The sequence below is a fragment of the uncultured Fretibacterium sp. genome (genome assembly GCF_938030725.1).
GTDB lineage: Bacteria > Synergistota > Synergistia > Synergistales > Aminobacteriaceae > Fretibacterium.
The window spans coordinates 21,695-43,432 of the sequence record NZ_CALHIQ010000083.1 but is presented as its reverse complement, the minus strand read 5'-3'; the positions used below and the strand labels follow the sequence as shown (position 1 = coordinate 43,432).

The following is a 21,738-nucleotide window of genomic DNA, read 5'->3' as shown; positions in this document are numbered from 1 at the left end:
GGCGACATCCTGCAAAAGCTGCGCGGCATGGACGATGTGCGTGCTGAGCGCGTGGAAGCGCTTTCCGCACGTACGCATGAACCCGCGTCGGCGGACATCGCGGCCAAGATGCTCGCGATGCGCTACTGATACAGGGGCTCTTTTATGTGGAGTACGTTCACGGAAACACTTGCTCAGCTGTATGCGCAGTACGAGAAGATTCGCGCGGTGCAGGAGAGAAAGCGCGGGCTTCTTGTTGCGCTTGACATGGAGGGGCTCGAAAAGCTCGTCGCCGAGGAGGACTTCCTTGCGCGCGCGGTCGAGCAGCTCGAGAAGCAGAGGCTCTCACAGCTGGCGCACATTGCGCAGGCGACGCCGGGCGTAACGGCCGAGACGAATATGGAGGAGCTGGCGCTGCTCGCGCCGACGGACGCCGAACATCGCACGGTGCTTGACGCCAGCCGTCGGCTGAGCCGCATCGTCAAGGAGACGAAGGAGCTCAGCGAGGCGAACGCCCTCCTGATCGAGGGGGCGCTGCTCGCCGTGAACCGACAGCTCGGCAGAATCGGCGGCGCCGTAGTCGATCCCGTGTACGGGAGCGGCGGCGGCGAGCAGGTGCGGCATCTCAAGAAGAATCTGGACTATAAGGCGTGAAGGGCGATGACGAATGAGACTCGCGAGGCGCTCGTGCTCCTAAAGGCGCAGCTTGCGGCCTGTGAGGAGGCAGCGCTTCGCTTTGCTGCGCTGAAAGATACGCTTTGCCGCAGCGCCTCCGGCGGGGGACTTGCGGAAGTCATACCTGATGCGGAGCGAAGCCTCTCGGAGGTGCGTACATTGGGGCGCAAACAGGCAGCGTTCCTTGAGACGGCGCAGAGCGGAGCCCTATCAGAGGTCATTGCGCGTGAACCGAATCTAACGGAACGACTTGCTGTAGAGCGCGTCCTGCGCTCTGTCACGGCACGCCAACAGGAGCTGCGGGAGGACCTGCAGGAAGCCCGCGCCGCCTCCTGCCCCATCATCCCCATCTCCTCAAGGCTTGCGCTCGACGGCTTTTTCCGCCGCACGTCCCCGGAATGGGAGGGCTCGAACTTCGACCCGCTCCTTCGGCAGCTCACCCAGCTCCGCCGCCACCTCATCCGGTGCGGAACGGCCCTGCGCGGCCAGCGCGCCCTCGCCATGCTGGAGCGGACCGCGGACCGCCTCGCTCAGGGGATGGCGAGGAGGTTAGAGAAAGGGCGGCAGGACGCGCGCGGCCGGGAGCTGCGGGACGCTCAGCGCTGGCTCAACGCGGAGCTGTCCACGGTCCGCAACGAGTGGAGCCGGTCGATATCCCATGAGCTGGACGTCGCCCGTTTTGCGTCCGACGTCCGGAACGCCGCCTCCATCGGGGCGCTGCGCGACGCCTGTCTGCGCTGGGAATCGAGGTGGAGCGACGTCGTCCGTCGAATGACGGAGCGCATGGATCGGGCCAGGGAGGCGTGCCGCAAGACGCTCCTGCAGCACGGCGTGTTCTCCGAGACCCTTTCCGGAAGCCCCTCCCCCACCGCGCTCCCCGGCATGGACCGGCACCTGCGCCGCCAGGAGGCGGAGCTTCGCTCTCAAGTCCCCGTGGAGCGCCTCATCGCCACCGCTCCGGGGGAGGACAGGCCCCTGGAGGAGGCCAGGGCTGCCCTGATCCAGGACGGGCTCCCCACCCTCGTCAAGCGGCTGGACCTGTTGCGAGACCACCTGAACTGGTGGGAGAACCACATGCGGGAGGCCTGCTGCGACCCCGTCTACCTGGAACTGGCGCAGGAGGAGAGGGCCGAGGCCGAGGCGGGTGCCCTCTCAGGGGAAACTACCGCCTCAAGGGCTGAGATGGCCGCCCTCCGCCTGCGACTGACGGAGGCGTGCTCCGGAATCCGCGAGCTCCTGAAGGCGGTCCCTTCCGTCCCCAATCTATCCGACCTGCCCCTGCCGGGGAGGGAGGAGCCCACCCAGGACGCGCGGAGGTCGGGACTCTTCGCGTCCCTGCTACAGGCCATGGGGGAACGGAGGCTTCAGGCGAAGTTCTTCGCGCTTCCCGCCCTGGCTGGCGGGCGGCAGCTCGCCCTGCTGGGGCTTCGGCGGCAGGACGGACTCCGTCTGGCGTCCCGCTTGATGCACGACGCCCGCTTCATGGAGGCGCGCTCGCAGGAACTGGACCTGGAGGGACGAAGCTGGCTCCTTCTCGGCGAGGGCGCCCCGCCCTTCCCCTGCCAGTGCGTGCCGGACGCCCCCCTGCCCGGCGGCCTACGGCTCCTGTCCGCGCCCGCCGACGCACTGGCCGCCCTGCCCGACGGCCTCCAATGGGAGGGGCTCCTGGCGGACTGGACGCCCATCGTCCACCTGGACCTGGCGCGCGTGGACTCAGGGCTCTCCGACCTGGCCAGGGCCCCCTATGCGGCGGCCCTGGCATCCGCGCCACGCTGGGTTCTCGCCTTCGCCCACGGCGGGCTCTTCGACCGAAAGCTGGCGGACCTCGTCGCCGACGTGCCGGAGCGCGTGGCGGCCTTCGGGGAGCGCAGGGGCTTTCGGGGCCGGATGGACTGGTTCGTCTACGAGAACTACGACGCCCGGTACACGGACTTCATCGAGTTTGGCGAGCAGCTCTCCACGGCCTCCGACGCGGCGGACTTCGACGCCCTGACCGCGCTGTGGCGCGAGAGCGGACTTGACCTTACCCCACCGTTCGACGAGCCGGGGCTGCGGGCCGCGCTGGCTGCGGGCAGGGACAAGCTGAGGCACGACATCGATCACCCCTCCCCCGCGGGGGCCTGAGGACGACGGCAAGAACAGGATTGGAGGGACTCTTTAATGCAGGTAGTACAGGATCATGACCGGACGACCGGGTTCCCGCAGGCGGACCTTCCGCCGCTGGACCCGACGACCGAGCGGCTCGTTTCCGAGCTTGCGGCCCGGCTCCTTCCCCCGCTGACCCAGGGGCTGGACCGGGAGGACGCGGCGCAGGAGGTCAAGGCGGCGCTGAAGGACGGCCTCGATGGGCTGTCCCGCGCCCTGCAGGAGGGCTTGCGGGGGGAGGCCGAGCGCCGTCAAGCCTTGCTTCAGCCCCTGGCCGCCGCCGTGGACGAGATCGCCTCCCTCAGGGTGTTCTTCGGCGATGCCGCAAGTTCCATCCGCTCCGCCCAGGAGGACGCCCAGACCATCGCCCGGATGCGCGAGGCGCTGACCCGGCTGGAGGGCGCCGTCAAGGACGGGCTGGAAGAGGGACGGTCGTGCCGGCAGGCCCTGATCGCCCCCCTCGGCACGGTCCTCGAAGAGCTGTCCGCGCTCCGCGGGGAGGTCCGTAACGTAGGGGACGCCCTGAGGGGCGTGAGCGCGCAGGGGAAGGGCGTGGAGGAGCTCCATGAAGAGGCCGCCAGGCTCCGGGGCCTCTTGGAACGGAGCGAGGAACGGGACCTTGAGCGACGGGAAGAGCTGAAGGCCGCAGCAGCAGCGGTGGCCCGCGCCGCGGAAGACCTGCGAGGGGGACTTGAGGCTGGGCGAGAGGCCGCACGGGAGTCTACAAGCGAGGTCCCCGGCACAGAGGCCCTGAAACGGCTCATGGACGTCGCCATCCCCAGCTGGGAGGGGATGCTGCGGGCCCACAGGCAGGCCCAGACGCAGGAGCTCGATGCCTTATCGAAAGAGCTCTCCAACCTGGAGAGCCAGACGAGCGCGGCCCTGGGAGAGACGATCCAGGAGGCCCTCCGCCGGGAGCTCGCTGCCCGCGAGGAGGAATGGTCCCGGCGGCTCTCGGCGGAACGCGCCGAAACGGCGGAGAGGACGCGAAGGCTCACCTGGATACTGCTGAGCCTGGCGGGCCTCAGCGGGCTTTCGGTCTTGTGCGCCATCGCGGCGCTGCTCCGCTGAGGCGGGGACGAAGGCGTCCCAGGAGATGCACCCGGCAAACCGTGCCCCAATTCATAAAACAGGCCCGTTTTTCTGCCTCCGCCCCTTGACAGAAGCTGACAAAGACGGTAATCTTAGTACACACCGCCTTTGAGGGTTGGTAATTCTCTTTGTTTTAGGAGGCTCTTTTTAATGGCTCAGGGTACCGTCAAATGGTTTAACGAGAGCAAGGGGTATGGGTTCATCACCGCGGATGAGGGGAAGGATGTGTTCGTCCACTACAGCGCAATTCAGGGCGATGGCTTCAAGACTCTTGCCGAAGGCCAGAAGGTCTCGTTCGAGATCGTGAATGGCGAGAAAGGCCCTCAGGCTGCTAACGTCGAGAAACTGTAGTAAGCCTCCTATATCCTTTCACAAACCGTAAGACCAGAAATGAGGCCCCTTGGAGGCCTCGTTTTTTTGCCTTCTTTATTAAAGGGAGCGCCCCTGCCGGGGCGCTCCCTTGCTTTACAACTCCCTACGGCGTCGCCGATCGCGTTCGGCTCACTCGTCGAACAGGGCGGTGGACACGCCCTCCTCCTGGGGGATCGCCTCCGTCGCCTCCTCCTCCGTCACGGCCTCGATGGGAGCAGGGGTCGATTCCTCCTCCACATCGGCGGCAGAGGCAATGCCGCGGAAGGGCTCCGCCCCTGTCCCTGCGGGGATCAGGTGCCCGATAATGACGTTTTCCTTCAGGCCGTGCAGCGGATCGATCTGACCGCGCACTGCCGCCCCCGCCAGGATCTGGGCCGTCTGCTGGAAGGAGGCGGCGCTCAGGAAGCTGTCCGTGGCCAGCGCAGCCTTCGTGATGCCATGGATAAAGGGCTTGCACTCCGGGCTCTCCCTCAGCTTCCTCACGAAGGTGACCTCGCGGATCAGCGGATACTCGTCCGCCTTGCCCGCCGCCGAACGCACGTAGATATCCGTCGGGCTCGCCGCAGCGAACTCCTTCAATTGGGCCGCGGAAAGCTCCTTTCCAAACTCCGGCGCCTTCGCCCCCTCCTTCGCAAAGGAGGCGTCCAGCAGGACCTTGCCCCTGAGCTTTTCCGCGAGGAACCTCTCGAACAGGGCCTCCCTGGTCTGAACCTCCGAATCGGTCTCAAGCGCCGATATCTCCCCCTGCGCGAGGCCCTGGATCACGCTGGCATCGACGAACTGCGGCACCTTCTCGATCAGCTTGCCGTCAGCATCCGAAGCGCTCAGGAGGTTGCAGCCCCACACCCTGTCGTCCTCCATCAACGAGGTGCGGAACGTATCCGTCACGTTGATGTGGTCCACGTTGTGCCACACCTTGAGTCGATCCACGTTTTTCTCAGCCGCCAGCGCCGCGGCCTCCGGGGTGAGCTGGGTGTCCATCGGAGCCAGGACCTGGCCGTCGCACACCACGTCCTCCGCGAGCCACGCGGAGCCGGCCTTCTGCTCCAGCAGGTCCCTGTTCCGCACCAGGATGACGTGGGGGTCCCGCGCGGTGATCGTGCGGAGCTCAGCCTTGCCGAGCCGGGTTCCCCCCTCCAGCCTCTCCTCGCCGTCCTGAAAGTCCGAGACGAGCTCCAGGCCCTCCATCTGCTTTCGGAAGGCGGCCTCGCCGATGATGACCTCGATGCTGCGCCCCTCGTGGGACAGCGTCAGGGAGGTGAGCATCATGCCCGGCGTCAGGAGCGTGCGGAGCGCGTCCCCGTCCAGGGGCTTGTCCAGGAGCGGCTGCACCTCCTCGCACATCTTCTCGGCGCCGGTCAGCACGTCGCCGGAGAAGATTCGCACGGCCTCCGCGACGTAGCGCTCGTTGTCCTCACGAATCTCCCTCTCCGCCGCCTCGACCTCGTCAAGCCACACCATATCCCCCGCCACGAAGGAGGTGTCCCCCTCCTCGATGACCCGCACCCGGTTGAGGGGCGCCACCTTGCGAAGGATCACCTCAATGTGCTTGTTGTTGATGGAAACGCCCTGAGAGTGGTAGACGTACTGAATCTCATCCACCAGCATACGCTGCACCGCAGAGATGCCGCTGACGTCCAGCAGCTGCTGCGGGTCGATGCTCCCCTCCGTCAGGGGGGTCGTTCGGGTCACCGTCTTTCCCTCCGCGATGTCGTCGCGAAGGTCCTGGGAGGACGGGATCGCGTGCGTGATCTTCTCCGAACCGTCGAGCGTCGAAACGATCACCCGACGCTTGCCGTCGGCGTTTCGTATCTCCTCGACAAAACCATCCAGGCCCGCAAGCAGGGAAACCTTGCGCGGACGGCGCACCTCAAAGAGCTGCTCGATGCGCGGCAGACCCTGGGTGATGTCCTCAGCCTGGCGAACGCCGCCCGTGTGGAACGTGCGCATCGTGAGCTGCGTCCCCGGCTCGCCGATGGACTGGGCCGCCACGACGCCCACCGCCTCCCCGATCGGGATGAGGTAGCGCGAGGAGAGGTCCAGCCCGTAGCACTTCTGGCAGATTCCGCGCTTCAGCCCGCAGGCCAGCGGGCTGCGGACCCAGACCTCCTCAAGGCCCGCGGCGTCGATCGCGCTGGCCTTCTCGTAAGAGATGATCTCCCCCTTGTGGACTAGGACCTCCTGGGTTTCCGGCGCGAGGATGTCGTTCAGCGCGGTCCGCCCGGCGATGCGCTCGCTGATGGGGATCATCACCTTCCCCTCGCTCATCAGGGGCCGGATGCAGATCCCCTTGTCCGTGCCGCAGTCGTGTTCCGTGATGATCAGGTCCTGGGCCACGTCCACAAGGCGCCGCGTGAGGTAGCCGGACTTCGCCGTCCTCAGGGCGGTGTCCGCCAGGCCCTTTCTCGCGCCATGGGTGGAGATGAAGTACTCCAGCATGTTCATCCCCTCGCGGAAGTTGGCCGTGATGGGGTAGTCGATCGTCTTGCCGGTCGGGTCCGACATCAGCCCGCGAATGCCGGCCATCTGCCCCATCTGCCCCAGGCTTCCGCGGGCGCCGCTCTCCACCATCATGAGGACGGAGTTCCCCGGAACCATGTGCTCGGTGATCTTATTGGCGATGTCCTTCGTGGCCCTGGCCCAAAGCTCGCCCTTCTGGTCCAGGTACTCGTCGTGGGTCAGAAGCCCCATCTCGTAATTGTCCTTGGCGGCATCGTCCTCGATCTGGGTCGCCCTCGTGATCTCGGCCTTCTCCGGAGGGATGATGATCGACTTGACGCCGAAGCTGATGCCGCTCTTCGCCGCCCAATGGTAGCCCAGCGACTTGATGGCGTCCAGCATCTCGACGACCCCCGCCCGGTCGATCTTGTCGTAGGCCTCGTCCAGCAGGCTGCCGATCTTCTTCTTGCCCAACTGGTAGTTCACGTAGCACAGGTCGTGGGCGATGATGCTGTTGAACAGCGCCCGCCCCGGCGACGTTTCGAAGAAGACGCTGGCCCCCTCCGGAGCCGCGACGTCCTCGGCCCGGTCCACGACGACCGCCTCCCCGTTCGGGTCGCCGTACTGGTGGCGCCCCATGGGCTGGCGTTTCCACGTCGGGTCCTTCCTCAGCCAGACGCGGGCGTTGATGTGAACCATGCCGTGATCGTGGGCGGACAGCACGTCCTCGATGCTGGCGAAGTGCATCCCCTCGCCCTTCAATCCGGGCTTCATGTCCGTCAGGTAGTAGACGCCGAGGACGATATCCTGCGTCGGCGTCACGACGGGCCGCCCGCTGGCCGGTGAAAGCAGGTTGTTGGCGGAGAGCATCAAGAGCCGTGCCTCCGCCTGAGCCTCCAGGGAGAGGGGGACGTGTACGGCCATCTGGTCGCCGTCGAAGTCCGCGTTGAAAGCCGTGCAGACCATCGGGTGCAGCCGAATGGCCTTTCCCTCCATCAAAACGGGCTCAAAAGCCTGGATGCCCAGGCGGTGAAGGGTCGGCGCGCGGTTCAGCATCACGGGATGGTCCTTGATGATCTCCTCCAGGATGCCCCAGATCTCCTCGCGTCCGCGTTCGATGACGCGCTTTGCGCTTTTCACGTTCGGCGCGATGCCCCGGTCCACCAGCTGACGCACGACGAAGGGCTTGAACAGCTCAAGCGCCATCTGCTTGGGCAGGCCGCACTGATAGATCTTGAGCTGTGGGCCGATGACGATGACGGACCTTCCGGAGTAGTCCACGCGCTTGCCCAGGAGGTTCTGACGGAAGCGTCCCTTCTTGCCCCTCAGGAGGTCCGTCAGGCTCTTCAGGGGACGGTTGCTGGCCCCCGTCACCGCCTTGCCGATACGGCCGTTGTCGATCAGGGCGTCCACGCACTCCTGGAGCATCCGCTTCTCGTTGCGGATGATGATCTCCGGCGCGTGGAGCTCCTGCAGCTTCCGAAGGCGGTTGTTGCGGTTGATGACGCGTCGGTAGAGGTCGTTCAGGTCCGACGTCGCGAAGCGTCCTCCGTCGAGCTGCACCAGCGGACGCAGGTCCGGCGGGATAACGGGCAGGACGTTCAGGATCATGGACTGCGGCTGCGAGGCGCTCTTGCGAAAGTCCTCCGCAACCTGAAGGCGCTTCACCAGCTTGCGCTTCTTCTGCCCGCTACTCTCGGCGATCTCCTCGCGAAGGGAGGCCGTGAGCAGGTCCAGGTCCAGCCGATTGACCAGCGTCTGCACGCCGTCCGCGCCGATCCCCGCCTCGAACTTCTTGTCGTATTCGGCGCAGAGCAGCTCCTGGCGCTCATAGATGACGTCCGCCTGAGTGAAGGGCGAGTTTCCCGCCTCGACGACCAGGTAGCAGGGGTCGTCAACCGTCACGCCAAGGCGCACGGCGTTGAAGCGCCTGGGATACCTCTGCTCGAACATGTCCTTCTCGGACTTCGAGAGGATGCTGCCCCTGGAGAAGGGCAGCTTCAAGGCCGCCGTGACGATGAAGGCGTCGCTCCCGCCGACCTTCGCCCTGACGAAGTGGGACTCGGTCCCCGCCTGCGCGGAGCACTCCTCCACTCTGGAGGCGGGGACGATCTCCCCCACGTTCAGGTCCAGCCCCTCGATCGCCTCGATGAGCTCGAAGGCAGGCTCCACCTTGAAGGTGTCGTCGCCGTAGTCCGCCTTGAAGCGCCCCACCTGCTGCGCGGACAGGACGTCGCCCTCGTCGACGGGGACGTCGTCCACGCTCTCGAGGGAGAACGCCTCCTCGGCACGAAACTTGGGGTCGTAGTGCGCGTGGACCTTCAGCTCGCTCTCCGAGATGACGGAATCCTTGTGCACCAGGTCCGGACGGCTGCCGACGGCCGTAACCTTCCAGGCGTTCTCGGTCTTGCGCGTGGGGGCAAAGTAAACCACCTTCTCCAGGTCCTTTGCGCTGGTCCCCAAAAGCAGGCTGAGGCGGCTCGGAATCCCCCGGAGGTACCAGATGTGCACCACGGGAACGGCCAGCTCGATGTGCCCCATGCGCTCCCGGCGCACGCGGTTGTCGGTCACCTCGACGCCGCACCGGTCACAGATCACGCCACGAAACTTCGGGCCGCTGCGCTTGTACTTCCCGCAGGTGCACTCGTAACTGCGCGTGGGGCCGAAGATCCGCTCGCAGAAGAGCCCGTCCTTTTCAGGACGCAGCGTGCGGTAGTTGATCGTTTCGGGCTTCTTCACCTCTCCGCTCGATATCTCGCGGATGCGCTCCGGCGTCGCCAGCTTGATCCTGACCCCGACAATTTCCTTTCTGGCCATCCCGTCAGTCCCCTTCTTCCTCATCCGAGATCAGAGATATATCCTTGGCGAGCGAATCGTCCGGATCATCCTTTGCCATATCCGCATCCTCCTCGAAGATGTCCGCCTTAAAGAGCTCCCCCTCATCCGGCTCCTCGTCCTCAAGGAACCCGCCCTCCTGCTCCTGTGCCTCCTGTCCGTCGGCTCCCGCCGGGGACTCGTCCTCGAAGGCGTCGGGCAGTATCTCCGGGAGGCCCGGCTCAGGCAGCTTCTCCTCGTCCTCGTCGAGGGGTATGCCGCCGATGGTGCCGTCGTCGTACTCCACCTCCACGTCCAGCCCCAGCCCCTGAAGCTCCTTGACCAGGACGCGGAAGCTCTCTGGCATCCCCGGCTTCACCAGGCTCTGCCCCTTGACGATGCGCTCGTAGGTCTTGTCGCGCCCGCGGATATCGTCGGACTTCACGGTCAGCATCTCCTGAAGGACGTTCGCGGCGCCGTACCCCTCAAGGGCCCAGACCTCCATCTCGCCGAAGCGCTGGCCGCCGAACTGCGCCTTGCCGCCCAGCGGCTGCTGCGTGATCAGGCTGTAGGGGCCGGTGGAACGCGCGTGTATCTTGTCGTCCACCAGGTGGTTGAGCTTCAGCATGTACATGCAGCCGATCGTGACCTTCTTCTCCATCGGCTCCCCCGTGCGCCCGTCGCGCAGGACGATCATGCCGTCCTCCGTGAGGTCCGGGTACTTTTCATCGGCCAGCGTCTTCATGCACTCGAAGATCTCGTTCTCCTGGGCCCCCTCGAAGACCGGCGTGGCGACGTGCCATCCGTTGTTCACCGCCACAAAGCCCATGATGGTTTCAAGCACCTGGCCGAGGTTCATGCGGCTCGGCACGCCCAGAGGGTTCAGCACGACGTCCACCGGGGTCCCGTCGGGGAGGTAGGGCATGTCCTCGACCGGCAGGATGCGGCTGACCACTCCCTTGTTGCCGTGCCGGCCGGCCATCTTGTCCCCCACGGTGATCTTTCGCCACTGCGCCACGTACACCTTTACGGTGCGTATGACGCCGGCGCCCATGCCCTCCGGGTTGTCCTTGCGCTCCATGTGTTTTATGGCGACCACCTTGCCGCGGGAGCCGTGGGGAAGCTTCAGGGAGTTGTCGCGCACCTCGCGGGCCTTCTCGCCGAAGATGGCCCGCAGGAGCTTCTCCTCCGGCGTCTGGTCGGACTCCCCCTTGGGCGTCACCTTCCCCACCAGGATGTCCCCCGCATTGACCTCCGCGCCGATGCGGATGATCCCCGAGTCGTCCAGGTTGCGGAGCATGTCCTCGCCCACGTTGGGGATGTCCCGAGTGATCTCCTCCGGCCCCAGCTTCGTTTCGCGGGCGTCGATCTCGTACTCCTCGATGTGAATGGAAGAGAACTTGTCCTCCTTCACCAGGTTCTCGCTCAGCAGGATCGCGTCCTCGAAGTTGTAGCCCTCCCAGGGGACGAAGGCAACGAGGACGTTCTGCCCCAGAGCCAACTCCCCGTTCTCGATGGACTGCCCGTCGGCGATGATCTCCCCCTTGTTCACCCGGTCGCCCTTGGCGACGGTCGGGCGCTGGTGGATCACCGTGCCCTGGTTGGAACGGCGAAACTTGATCAGGGGATACTTTCTCTCGCCCCTCTTGGATCGGACGCGTATCTCGCGCGAATCGACGTACACCACCTCGCCCGAGTCGGCAGCGACCACGCAGGAGCCGGAGTCCCTGGCGACGCGATGCTCGATCCCCGTCCCCACCATGGGGGCCTCGGGCATGATCAGAGGCACGGCCTGTCGCTGCATGTTGGACCCCATCAGCGCCCGGTTGGCGTCGTCGTGCTCCAGGAAGGGGATCAGGGCCGTCGAGGGGGAAACGATCTGCTTCGGGGAGACGTCCATGTAGTTCACCTTCTCCACCGGGATCGTGTCGATGTCGTCCTGGTGCCTCGTCGGGCAGGAGTCCCCCGCAATGGTCACCCCATCCTCATTCAGGGGGGTGTTCGCCATCGCCACGTAGTACTGGTCCTCCTCGTCGGCGGAGAGGAATTCGATCTTGTCGGTCAGCTTGCCGTTCGTCACCTTGCGCCGCGGGGTGATGAGGAACCCGTGCTCGTTGAGCCGCGCATAGGTCGTCAGAGAGGAAACCAGGCCGATGTTGGGGCCCTCCGGCGTTTCGATGGGACACACGCGCCCGTAGTGCGTGTAGTGCACGTCGCGCGCCTCGAAGCCGGCCCGCTCGCGGCTCAGGCCGCCCGGTCCCAGCGCGGAGAGGCGGCGGCGATGCGTCACCTCCGCCAGGGGGTTCGTCTGGTCCATGAACTGGGAGAGCTGACCCGATCCGTAGAACTCGCGCAGGGCGGCCGCGATGGGACGGACGTTGATCAGGTCGGGCGGCGTCACCTTGTTGAGGTCGGCGGTCGTCGTCATTCGCTCGCGCACGATGCGCTCCATGCGGAGGAGGCCGATGCGGATCTGGTTCTGCAGCAACTCCCCGATGGAGCGGATGCGCCGATTGCCGAGGTGGTCGATATCGTCGCTCTTCTTTCCCTCGGCCCTCATGGCGAACATCTCGCGGATGATCGCCACGATATCGTCCAGCGTGAGGAGCCGAACCTCCTCCGAGGTGTTCATTCCAAGGCGGCGGTTCAGTTTGTAGCGTCCGACCCGGCCCAGGGTGTAGCGCCTCGAGTCGAAGAAGAGGCTTCGGATGTAGTCGCGGGCGTTCTCAACGCGCGCCGGCTCGTTGGGACGCAGGCGGCGAAAGATCTCCTGCATCGCCTCATCGGGGCTGCGCGTGCCGTCCCTCTCAAGCGTCAGGGCCAGGGACGAGTCCAGACCGATGACCTCGATCCCGCCGCGTCCGCCCGGATTCTTGCGATAGAGCTCGTCCAGCAGCTCGCGGGTGATGGGACGGCCACGGTGGACGATGACGGCGCCGTCCGGTCCCGTCACGTCCTCCGCCGCCAGCTTGCCGCGCATCTCATCGCTGTATTCCATGAAGTAGGGGTCGGCGGCGAACATCGAGAGGATCTCATCGTTGTTGGCGACGCCGAAGGCCTTCAGCAGGAGCGTCACGGGGAGCTTCCGGCGGTTGTCGATGTTGACGGAAACGATATCCCCCGAGGCCATGGAGAAATCCAGCCACGCGCCGCGGTCCGGAATCAGTTTTGCGGAGCAGCTGTCGCTGCCCGGGGCGCCGCTGTAGGTGAAGTAGACCCCGGCGGAACGTGCCAGCTGATTGATGACGACGCGCTCCGTCCCGTTGACGATGAACGTGCCCCGATCCGTCATCACGGGGAACTCGCCAAGATAGATATCTCCCTGCTTGCTCTCCCGCGTCTTCGTGTTGGTCAGGCCGATCGTGGCTCGAATGGAACGCGACCAGGTCATGTCCTTCTGCCGGGCTTCCTCCTCGCTGAGGGTGGGGGGATCGATAGAATAGCACACGAACTCCAGCGAGAACTGCCCATCGTAGCTCTCAATGGGGAATATCTCCTGAAGAAGCTCCTGCAAGCCCTGCGCCCTGCGCGCATCCGGTTCCACGTCGTCCTGATAGAACCACTGATAAGAATCCCTCTGCACCTCTATCATGTCGGGCATATCGATCAGGTCGTGCGCCCGGCCAAAAGTGTAGCGCTGCCGCGTCCTGCTTACCGGAACAAATTCAGGCATCTATTGAAAGACCTCCCTTGACAGGCTGAAAAACACGCCGAATCTCAATGATAACAAAAGGATATAGTCCTGTCAATAGACAAGACCATATCCTTTTAATTTTCTATGGTGCCCGAGAGAGGACTCGAACCTCCACAGCCTTAGCGACTACTAGAACCTGAATCTAGCGCGTCTACCAATTCCGCCACCCGGGCTTGACAACGGAAAGTATTCTAGCAGGGGTTTCCGCGTTTTGCAAGAGGGAAATTCGCCCTCCCCGCCCGCGTCCCCGACCCGAAACGGGTTACTTCAGCTCGGAGAAGTACTTGATGGTGCGCACCATCTGGCTCGTGTAGGAGTTCTCGTTGTCGTACCAGGAGACGACCTGCACCAGCGTGTTGCCGTCCTCCATCGCGATGACCCTCGTCTGGGTGGCGTCGAAGATGGAGCCCGCCGTGCTGTCGATGATGTCGGAGGAAACGATCTCGTCCGTGTTGTACTCGAAGGACTCCGAGGCTTCCTTCTTCATCTGGGCGTTGACCTGGTCGGCCGTGAAGGACCCCTTGATGACCGCGTCCAGGATCGTGGTGGAACCCGTGGCGACGGGAACGCGCTGGGCGGCGCCGTTCAGCTTGCCGCTCAGCTCAGGGATCACCAGGCCGATGGCCTTTGCGGCGCCGGAGGACGCGGGGACGATGTTCTCTGCTGCGGCCCGGGAGCGGCGCAGGTCGTCCTTGCGGTGCGGGCCGTCCAGGACCATCTGATCTCCGGTGTAGGCGTGGACGGTGGTCATGAAGCCGGAAACGATGGGCGAAAGGTCGTTCAGCGCCTTGGCCATGGGGGCCAGGCAGTTCGTGGTGCAGGAGGCTGCGGAGATGATCGTGTCCGACGGCTTGAGCGTCTTGTGGTTGACGTTGAAGACGATCGTAGGCAGGTCGTTGCCCGCGGGGGCAGAGATGACCACCTTGCGCGCGCCGGCCTTGACGTGAGCGCTCGCCTTGTCCTTCGAGGTGTAGAAGCCCGTGCACTCGAGGACCACGTCGATCTTCAGGTCCTTCCAGGGCAGGTTCGCGGCGTCCTTCTCCGCATAGATCGTGATCTTCTTGCCGTTGACGGTGATCGAGTTCTCGTCCGCCTCGACGACCCCATGATAGCGGCCGTGCGTCGTGTCGTACTTCAGAAGGTGCGCCAGCATCTTGGGGCTCGTCAGGTCGTTGATCGCGACCACCTCATACCCCTCGGCCTGAAACATCTGACGGAACGCAAGACGCCCGATACGGCCAAAACCATTGATTGCAACTCTCACTGCCATTTTTATTCCTCCCTCGGCTCTCGGCCCAATAAATTTCAAGCCACAACGCATCGTGACCGACGCAATTTTGCTTGCGCAATCGCGCAATTTTGAAAAAAGGGAACCGCTCGCGCATCCATTATATAACAAAGGACGGCGAAAAGGGCATCAAACTGGACGCCCCTGCGGCTCCTCCTACGCCGACAGGGAGAGCAGGTTGCGGTAGATCGGATAGGGCCAGATGTCCGCGGCGATGGTCAGCTCCGCCGCGTCGCTCTGCGCGCGGATGGACTCCATCAGCGGCACGACGGTGCCCGCTAGGAAGTCCGCCCGGTCGCGCAGCGCCATGCCCGCGAGGCGCCCCTTCAGCTCGTGCAGGCGCGTTGCATCCGATATCAGGGCGGCCTTCGCGCGCCCCAAATCGCCAATGTACGCCAGCCACGGAGCGCCCTCCTCGAAGTCCATACCGTCCAGGGCCGCGAGGGAACTCCGTTCCAGTACCAGCTGCTTCGAGATCGCCGGCAGGACTCCCTCCCACAACATGTCGTACAGCACCGCCGCCTCGATCTCCAGCCCCTTGGCAAACTCCTCCATACGTATGTCGTGCAGGACCTCCAGCTCGCGCGCGCGGTAGACGCCAAGGTCCTCCAGCATCCGCTTGTTCTCCGGGAGCAACAGGAGGTCGATCTTCTCCGGCATGGTTTCCGCCTGGAGGAGGCCCCGACGCTTCGCCTCCGCGCGCCACTCCGGCGAGTAGGCATCCCCCTCGAAGAGGACGTTCTGCCCCTCTCGGACAGCCTCCTTGACCGCATCCAGGGCCACGTCCATCGGGTCCTTCCCATCGACGCTCCTGGCCTCGATCATCCCCGTCAGCTGCTCGACGCCCCAGGCCCAGATGGAGGCGAACATCGTGATGGGCAACGCGATGGACTGCGACGCTCCCGGAGAGCGGAACTCGAACTTGTTCCCCGTAAAGGCCACGGGAGAGGTCCTGTTCCTGTCGTTGTCGAAGGGGATGATGGAGGGCAGCTTCATCAGCCCAAGGTCCATCAAGCCCCTCTCCGGCAGCGAGATGTCCGCCTGGTTCAGGCGCTTCAGGAGGTCCGTCAAGGCGGAGCCGAGGTAGACGCTCGTGATGGACGGAGGTGCCTCGTGCCCCCCAAGGCGGAAGAGGTTACCCGCCGTGGCCGCGGTCGCCTGAAGCAGGCTGTGAAACTTCGAGATGCCCAGCACGGCCGCGGCCAGGAACGAGAGGAAGACGACGTTGCGGCGGTGTCCGCTCGACGGCGTCAGGAGGTTGCGCCCCTCGCTGTCCATCAGGGAGAGGTTGACGTGTTTTCCGCTTCCGTTCATCCCGTGGAAGGGCTTCTCGTGAAAGATCAGCCTCAGCTCGTGCTGGCGCGCCAGCTTCCTCATCGTCTCCATCAGGATCTGGTTCTGGTCGCAGGCCGTGTTCGCATCGGAGAAGAGGTGGGCAAACTCGAACTGACACCGGGCCGCCTCGTTGTGCCGCGTTATGATGGAAACGCCGATGCGCGCCAGATCGCGCTCCACGTCCTCCATGTAGCTCAGGACGCGCGGGGGGATCGCCCCCATGTAGTGATGGTCCAGCTTCTGATCCTTGGCCGGCTGGGCACCGAGCAGGGTACGCCCGCAGAAGCGGATGTCCGGCCGCATCTGGGCGCGCGGACGGTCCAGGAGGAAGAACTCCTGCTCCGCGCCCGCCGTCACCCTCACGCTGCGCACCCCCCGCTGCCCAAAGAGCTTGAGCAGCTTCAGCGACCGCGTTTCCAGGGCGTCCAGCGCGCGAAGGAGGGGGGTCTTGAAGTCCAGGGGCGTCCCGTCGAAGGAGAGGAAGACGCAGGGGATGCAGAGCGTCCCCCCCTTGGGGGACTTCACGATAAAGGCGGGGCTGCTGATGTCCCACGCGCTGTATCCGCGCGCCTCGAACGTCGAGCGCGTCCCCGCCGAAGGAAAGGAGGAGGCGTCCGGCTCCCCTTGAATCAGGTCGTGCCCGCAAAACACGTCAACGGGCATCCCATCGGCGCCCCCCAGGGTGAAGGCCATGTGCTTCTCCGCCGTCATCTCCGTCTGGGGCTGGAACCAGTGGGTCCAATGAGTTGCCCCCTGCGCGATGGCCCAGTCGCGCATCGCCATCGCCACCACGTCCGCGGCCGCGGCATCCAGTCGCTGCCGCCCCTCCATCGCGGCGACCACCTGCTCATAGACCCCCGGAGTCAACTTCTCCTTCATCACCCTGCGATCGAAGACCATGGACCCATAGATCTCCCGAACCGTCGGATACTCGCGCGCCTTCTCCACCACACGCACCCCCAACATGAATTCTTAATCAGTCAAAAAGCGTTTTTCTACTGCTTAAGATTGAGAGAGTATAGGCCTAAATTTGAAAAAGGTCAACGCTAAGCAATGATCCGGTTTCACCTTCCGACCGAAAAATCGAAGGACGCGCTCTTTCCGAAGCGGTTCACGAGGTACACGGGACCGGAACCCGCCCCCCTCGGAATCGACACCTCAAAAAAATTGGCGGCCCCATTGGAGTTGTCCACCGCCGCGACGTCCCCCGTGAACACGACCTGCAGGGCGTCGTCCAGGTTCTCTCCCAACACGCGCAGTCCATCCGTCCCGACGCGCTCGATGGCGTGCAGGATCGGCACGCGGGAGCGAAGCCCCTGGAGCTCCACACCGTAGAGCCTGCGCCCTCCGATCGCCAGGGAAACGACCCAGGCGCCCTCGGAAACCTCGTTTGGGCACAGGAAGACAGCCCGGTCGCCGTCCAGAAGGTGCGGCCTCACGTTCAGAGGATCGGAGCGCTCCTTCAGCGATTCGCGCAGTACGATCCACGTATCCCCCGCGTTTGCCCCGTTCAGAGCCTTGCACCGCACCTCGATCTCCTCCCCCGGAGCGATGACGTCCGGGACTTCCCGAGCCCGGTTGAAGAACGACATGCGCGACATTCGGCGTTCGTCCCACAGTTCCATCGGCTCCAGGCGGTCGGGGTCGTTCACATCCAGAAGGCCGTCCTGGTCGTCGTCCCTGTCCTTGTAATCAAAAATCCCATCCCCGTCCGTGTCCACGGGCACTCTACCCCTGAAAACCCCCTCCACCCTGTCCGGTATCCCGTTCCCGTCGCTGTCCGTATCCAGGAAGTTGGGGATGCCGTCGCCGTCCGTGTCGTTGCGGGGAAAGAATTGTTCGAAGGGCAGGTTGAACGTTTCGATCCTGTCGAAGGGGTAGTATTCGATGTAATCCGGGATACCGTCGCCGTCTGCATCGGAGTTTCGGTCCAGCCACACGGCGCCCTTTTTAGAGTTGCCGGGGTTGACCGCCTTCTGCCAGACGGAGTCGGAAAAGGTTCCGGCCTCGCGGTACGGCTCAAGGCGGCGCAGGACGGTCAGCAGCTCCAGGAGGTCCGGCAGGCTATCGCAGTCCGTGTCCTCCTCGCCCCTGACCATGCCCAGGACGTCGTGCAGCTCGTCCGGAATGCCGTCGGCGTACTCGTCCTCGAAGATCAGCGCACGGTAATGCCACGCTCGGGGGAACTCCGCCAGAGTCGTTATGCTGAACCAGTAGACCCCAGGGCGGGGGATGCTGCACTGGGCCCAGGTGTAGTCGTCGGCCAGGAGGGTCGGGAGGTTGAACACGGACCGGGGCTCCTCGTTCTTTCCCGTTTCGACGCTCATGATGGGATTCATGAGCGGAGTGTGAGAGAGCAGGATCGAATAGGCTCCGGCCTTGTCGAAGCGAACCGCGAAACAGTCGCTGTCCCAGCCGCTGCGGTTGTCCAGCACCCCTGAGAGCGCAGAGGGCATCACGACGGGGGCGTCCTTGAACTCTGCGGTGTCGATCCCGTTGTTTGACGCACAGCCCGTTTCACGCTCGGCGTACTCCGGGTAGGCCCCCTGCGCCGGGTCGAGCGGAGAGGCGTCCCAGACGTCGGGAACTCCATCGCCGTCCGTGTCGCTCTTCAGGGCTTTCGGCGGGGTCGGGTCGGGAAGCAAAGGGGTTGAAGGGTCAGAACTTGAGCCGTTGTCCTGCAGATCAGGCACCGGCATCGGGGACTGAAGCGCAGGAGCGGGAGAGGGTGCCGGAGGCGTTCGATGCGCGAACTTGTCGAAAGTCCTTCCGCAGCCCCCCAGGGAGAAGCGCAACCAGAAGAAGACTACGCACAAAAAGACCGCGAAGAGAACACGCCTTTTCATCAACCTCGTCCTCCAATCAGTCGGGCGTCCTTCGCCCCCGCTGAAGGGGGCGCTCCGTTGTTACCCCACCTCCCGATTATACCGGACGAGGGGTTGTCGAAGCAGCCCCTCGTCCGTCGTGCCAATCTACCGATCGCAGACAAACCACCCCGGCATCAGAGCCCTAAGCCGCTGTGACAGGAGGGCCGCCGCAAAACAGGAAAGGAGATCGCCCGGCAGGGGCAACACGAGAAAGGACCAGAAGAGCGCAGGGACTGTGAGTTCCCGCCCGATGTAATAGCGGGCGACGAGATAGTACCACGTGGCGCCGACAATATAGATCAGCGCTATCGCCACGGCGCCGGCCAGCGTCTCGCGCCAGAGCCCCCTCCCCCAGAGTCGGACGGCGCGCCCCGCCACCCAGGCCCCGGCAATGAAGCTCAGGATGTAGCCAAACGTCGGGTTCAGGAGGTACCCGATGCCGCCTCCGGCGGCGAAGATGGGGATCCCCATCAGGCCCGCTGCGGCGTATATCCCCGCGGCGACGGCGCCGAGCCTCTCCCCCAGGACCAGCCCGGCCAGGACGACGAACAGCGTTTGAAGCGTCAGCGGCAGGAGCGGCGTCGGTATCTTGACGAACGTTCCCACAGCGATCAGAGCCGCAAAGAGCGCGCAGAACACCAGGTCCCGGACGCTCACCCTTTTCTTTACTTCCTGAGACAAAGGACTTTTCCCCCTTCAGCACGACGGCTGCGCCCCGTCAAACGGGCGCACCTCATAGACCTCCCCGGAGCGCAGGGACCTGCGCGCTCCGTCCTCGTCCTCCACCACCAATCCCCCAAGCTCATCCACGTCCACTGCGTGGCCGAGGCAACACCTTCCATCCTGCATCCACCGCACCCTCCGCCCCAGAAGCAGGGAGCGCTCGCGGTAGGCCCGAAGCAGCGCCGGGTCCTCAAGCCTCGCCGAAAAGTCCATAAGGCGCTCCGCGATCCTCGCGGCGAGCTGGTTGCGACTTACCCCCTCCGGGAAGATGGAGCCCGCTCGATCGTTGAGATCTGGACCAAAGTCCTGAGTGGTCACGTTGAGCCCGATGCCAACCGCCACGTTCTCGACGGTCCCGCTCTCGACGTCGCTCACCGCCTCGCTCAGGATGCCGCAGACCTTGCGCTCCACGCCGTCCCGGCCCCGCAGGTACACGTCGTTCACCCACTTGACCATGGGGCGAAGGGGCGTCAGCTCCTCGACGGCAAGGCAGACCGCCGCCCCCGCCGCGACGGTGATCATCTGAAAGCGCTCCATGGAGCTCGATGGACGCAGGAGGAGCGTCATGTACAACCCCGTCCCCGCCGGAGAGAGGAAGGAACGCCCCCTGCGTCCCCTGCCCGCCGTCTGCTGGTTCGCTGCGATCAACGTCCCGCTCTCCGCACCCGCAAGGGCCAGGCGCTTCGCATGGGTGTTTGTGGAGTCCACCGTGTCGAGGCAGACGACCCGTCGGACCCCACCTACCTCGGAAAGGTGCGAGCGAATCCCCTCCTCCGTCAGCACGTCGCTTTCACACTCAAGCAGGTAGCCCCTGCGGGGGGCGGAGCCCACGAGGTGTCCCTCCGCCCGAAGCGAAGCCACCGCCTTGCAGACCGCAGCGCGGGAGACGCCCAGAGCCTGAGCCATCGCCTCCCCCGATATTGCCGTGCCGCGACGCTCCTCCAGCATCCTCAGCACGTTGCTCTTGATCATCCCGCTCACCTCCCTACGGCTTATAGATATACCACAGGGCCACAAAAATGTAAACTTATACAAATTAAAAGGTTTACATAATAGGCCGCCGCCCTGCGGCTTCAGAAGGCCAAGCCCTTACGCCCGCGCAGCGGGACCGTCGGCCTCCTCAACTTTTTTCAGGTCCGTTTTCACTGGCCCAGCTGCACATCATGTCCAGAATGGGGATCAGCGTCCTGCCCCGTTCCGTGAGGCTGTATTCCACCTTTGGGGGTATTTGAGGGTACTCCTTGCGCCGCACGAGGCCATCGGCCTCCAGCGCCTTCAACGTCAAGCTGAGCGTTTTGTAGGATATCTTCCCGATGTACTTCTTCATTTCGTTGAATCGCACGAGGCCGAAGTTCGCCAGGGTATAGAGGATGATCATCTTGTACCTTCCGTCAATCAGCGACAGGGTATAACAAAAACCGCATCCGTCAAAGGATTCCTGAGAAATGTTCCGTTTTGTCATGGCACTCTCCGTCAATAAAGTATAAGACATAACCGTAAGTATCGCACTTCAATGTAAGTACTTTTTTTCCGTTATTACCTTGAATATAATGATAGGGGCGGGGCAGGAAAGAAAAAGAGACAAATTGCGGAAGGATTCAGTACGTTTGAAAACCATGGGAAAGGGTGATCGTGATGAGAAAGAGTTTGAGCGTTCAGCCGGCGCTGTTCCCGATGCCGGTGTTGATGGTGGCGGCATACGACAGCGAGGGCAAGGTCAACGTCATGAACGCCGCCTGGGGGCAGATCAGCGCGATGGACAAGGTCGCGCTCTTCATTGATGAGGAGCACAAGACGACGAAGAACATCCGGGCGACAAAAGCCTTCACGGTCAGCATCGCCGACCTGGACCACATGACCGAGGCCGATTTCTTCGGCATCGCCACGGGCAACGAGATGGAGGATAAGTTTGAACGCACCGGGTTCCACCAGGTCAAGAGCGCTCACGTCAACGCCCCCATTATTGAGGAATTCCCCGTCGCGATGGAGTGCGAGCTGCTGGAGATCGTGGACACCGAGAACCTTCACTGCGTCATCGGGAAGATCGTCGGCGTCAGCGCGGACGAGAAGGTCCTGGATTCCAAGGGAAAGGTCGATCCGGCGAAGCTGAACGCCTTTGCCTTCGATCAGTTTCAGAACGGCTATTACAAAATTGGAGAAAAGGTCGGGCAGGCCTGGAAGGCCGGCGCGGGGTTGATGAAGAAGTAAAGAGGAAATAAATTATGAAGTACACGGGACCGGTCTATCGCCCGCCGTTCGAGGAAGGGTCCCCGCTGCTGCAGGCCACGGTCGGATGCAGTCATAATCGGTGCGCT

Annotated in this window: 13 protein-coding genes and 1 tRNA gene; 5 read left to right on the top strand and 9 right to left on the bottom strand. The window is 64.1% G+C overall.

Annotated elements, in window-relative coordinates:
• Positions 1-144: 144 nt before the first annotated feature.
• The 4 genes from Q0629_RS04995 (at position 145) to Q0629_RS04980 (ending at position 4,242) form a co-directional block, all read left to right on the top strand.
• Positions 145-633 (top strand): flagellar protein FlgN, encoded by a 489-nt coding sequence (locus Q0629_RS04995; RefSeq protein ID WP_276724194.1) that lies wholly within the window; start codon positions 145-147, stop codon positions 631-633.
• Positions 634-639: 6 nt separating this feature from the next.
• Entirely contained in the window at positions 640-2,778 is a 2,139-nt protein-coding gene (locus tag Q0629_RS04990) for a hypothetical protein (protein ID WP_298779709.1), read from the top strand.
• Positions 2,779-2,814: 36 nt separating this feature from the next.
• Positions 2,815-3,870 carry a hypothetical protein gene (locus tag Q0629_RS04985; RefSeq protein WP_298779707.1) on the top strand — a complete coding sequence of 352 codons (1,056 nt, stop codon included), beginning with the start codon at positions 2,815-2,817 and terminating at the stop codon, positions 3,868-3,870.
• Positions 3,871-4,041: 171 nt separating this feature from the next.
• On the top strand, positions 4,042-4,242 hold the full coding sequence (locus tag Q0629_RS04980; protein WP_015557159.1) for a cold-shock protein: 201 nt from the start codon (positions 4,042-4,044) through the stop codon (positions 4,240-4,242).
• A gap of 150 nt (positions 4,243-4,392) precedes the next feature.
• Here Q0629_RS04980 and rpoC read toward each other — a convergent pair whose 3' ends face one another.
• The 9 genes from rpoC to Q0629_RS04935 all read right to left on the bottom strand — a co-directional run bounded on the left by rpoC (position 4,393) and on the right by Q0629_RS04935 (position 20,885).
• Positions 4,393-9,519: a DNA-directed RNA polymerase subunit beta' gene (gene rpoC, locus Q0629_RS04975; protein ID WP_298779699.1), complete on the bottom strand. Its 5,127-nt coding sequence runs from the start codon at positions 9,517-9,519 to the stop codon at positions 4,393-4,395.
• 4 nt (positions 9,520-9,523) lie between these two features.
• Positions 9,524-13,189: a DNA-directed RNA polymerase subunit beta gene (locus Q0629_RS04970; protein ID WP_298779697.1), complete on the bottom strand. Its 3,666-nt coding sequence runs from the start codon at positions 13,187-13,189 to the stop codon at positions 9,524-9,526.
• 106 nt (positions 13,190-13,295) lie between these two features.
• Positions 13,296-13,383 (bottom strand) — tRNA-Leu (locus Q0629_RS04965).
• A gap of 89 nt (positions 13,384-13,472) precedes the next feature.
• The gene (gap, locus tag Q0629_RS04960; protein WP_298779694.1) at positions 13,473-14,480 is read right to left on the bottom strand and encodes a type I glyceraldehyde-3-phosphate dehydrogenase; all 1,008 of its coding nucleotides are present in this window, start codon (positions 14,478-14,480) and stop codon (positions 13,473-13,475) included.
• A 174-nt stretch (positions 14,481-14,654) separates the two neighbouring features.
• The gene (locus Q0629_RS04955; RefSeq protein WP_298779691.1) at positions 14,655-16,799 is read right to left on the bottom strand and encodes a glutamine synthetase III; all 2,145 of its coding nucleotides are present in this window, start codon (positions 16,797-16,799) and stop codon (positions 14,655-14,657) included.
• A 98-nt stretch (positions 16,800-16,897) separates the two neighbouring features.
• Positions 16,898-18,679: a hypothetical protein gene (locus Q0629_RS04950; protein WP_298779688.1), complete on the bottom strand. Its 1,782-nt coding sequence runs from the start codon at positions 18,677-18,679 to the stop codon at positions 16,898-16,900.
• Between the two features lie 126 nt (positions 18,680-18,805).
• Complete coding sequence (locus Q0629_RS04945; RefSeq protein ID WP_298779685.1) at positions 18,806-19,381, bottom strand: biotin transporter BioY; 576 nt, start codon at positions 19,379-19,381, stop codon at positions 18,806-18,808.
• A gap of 15 nt (positions 19,382-19,396) precedes the next feature.
• Positions 19,397-20,395 (bottom strand): biotin--[acetyl-CoA-carboxylase] ligase, encoded by a 999-nt coding sequence (locus Q0629_RS04940; RefSeq protein WP_298779682.1) that lies wholly within the window; start codon positions 20,393-20,395, stop codon positions 19,397-19,399.
• Between the two features lie 148 nt (positions 20,396-20,543).
• Complete coding sequence (locus tag Q0629_RS04935) at positions 20,544-20,885, bottom strand: helix-turn-helix domain-containing protein (RefSeq protein WP_298779680.1); 342 nt, start codon at positions 20,883-20,885, stop codon at positions 20,544-20,546.
• Positions 20,886-21,058: 173 nt separating this feature from the next.
• Between Q0629_RS04935 and Q0629_RS04930 the strand changes: the two genes are divergently transcribed.
• Positions 21,059-21,631: a flavin reductase family protein gene (locus tag Q0629_RS04930; RefSeq protein WP_298779720.1), complete on the top strand. Its 573-nt coding sequence runs from the start codon at positions 21,059-21,061 to the stop codon at positions 21,629-21,631.
• Positions 21,632-21,738 lie beyond the last annotated feature (107 nt).

Coding starts and splice junctions, on each gene's coding strand:
- gap (WP_298779694.1), bottom strand. CDS start 14,480: ATGGCAGTGAGAGTTGCAATCAATGGTTTTGGCCGTATCGGGCGTCTT.
- Q0629_RS04930 (WP_298779720.1), top strand. CDS start 21,059: ATGAGAAAGAGTTTGAGCGTTCAGCCGGCGCTGTTCCCGATGCCGGTG.
- Q0629_RS04950 (WP_298779688.1), bottom strand. CDS start 18,679: ATGAAAAGGCGTGTTCTCTTCGCGGTCTTTTTGTGCGTAGTCTTCTTC.
- Q0629_RS04970 (WP_298779697.1), bottom strand. CDS start 13,189: ATGCCTGAATTTGTTCCGGTAAGCAGGACGCGGCAGCGCTACACTTTT.
- Q0629_RS04940 (WP_298779682.1), bottom strand. CDS start 20,395: ATGATCAAGAGCAACGTGCTGAGGATGCTGGAGGAGCGTCGCGGCACG.
- Q0629_RS04990 (WP_298779709.1), top strand. CDS start 640: ATGACGAATGAGACTCGCGAGGCGCTCGTGCTCCTAAAGGCGCAGCTT.
- Q0629_RS04955 (WP_298779691.1), bottom strand. CDS start 16,799: ATGTTGGGGGTGCGTGTGGTGGAGAAGGCGCGCGAGTATCCGACGGTT.
- Q0629_RS04995 (WP_276724194.1), top strand. CDS start 145: ATGTGGAGTACGTTCACGGAAACACTTGCTCAGCTGTATGCGCAGTAC.
- Q0629_RS04935 (WP_298779680.1), bottom strand. CDS start 20,885: ATGACAAAACGGAACATTTCTCAGGAATCCTTTGACGGATGCGGTTTT.
- Q0629_RS04980 (WP_015557159.1), top strand. CDS start 4,042: ATGGCTCAGGGTACCGTCAAATGGTTTAACGAGAGCAAGGGGTATGGG.
- Q0629_RS04985 (WP_298779707.1), top strand. CDS start 2,815: ATGCAGGTAGTACAGGATCATGACCGGACGACCGGGTTCCCGCAGGCG.
- rpoC (WP_298779699.1), bottom strand. CDS start 9,519: ATGGCCAGAAAGGAAATTGTCGGGGTCAGGATCAAGCTGGCGACGCCG.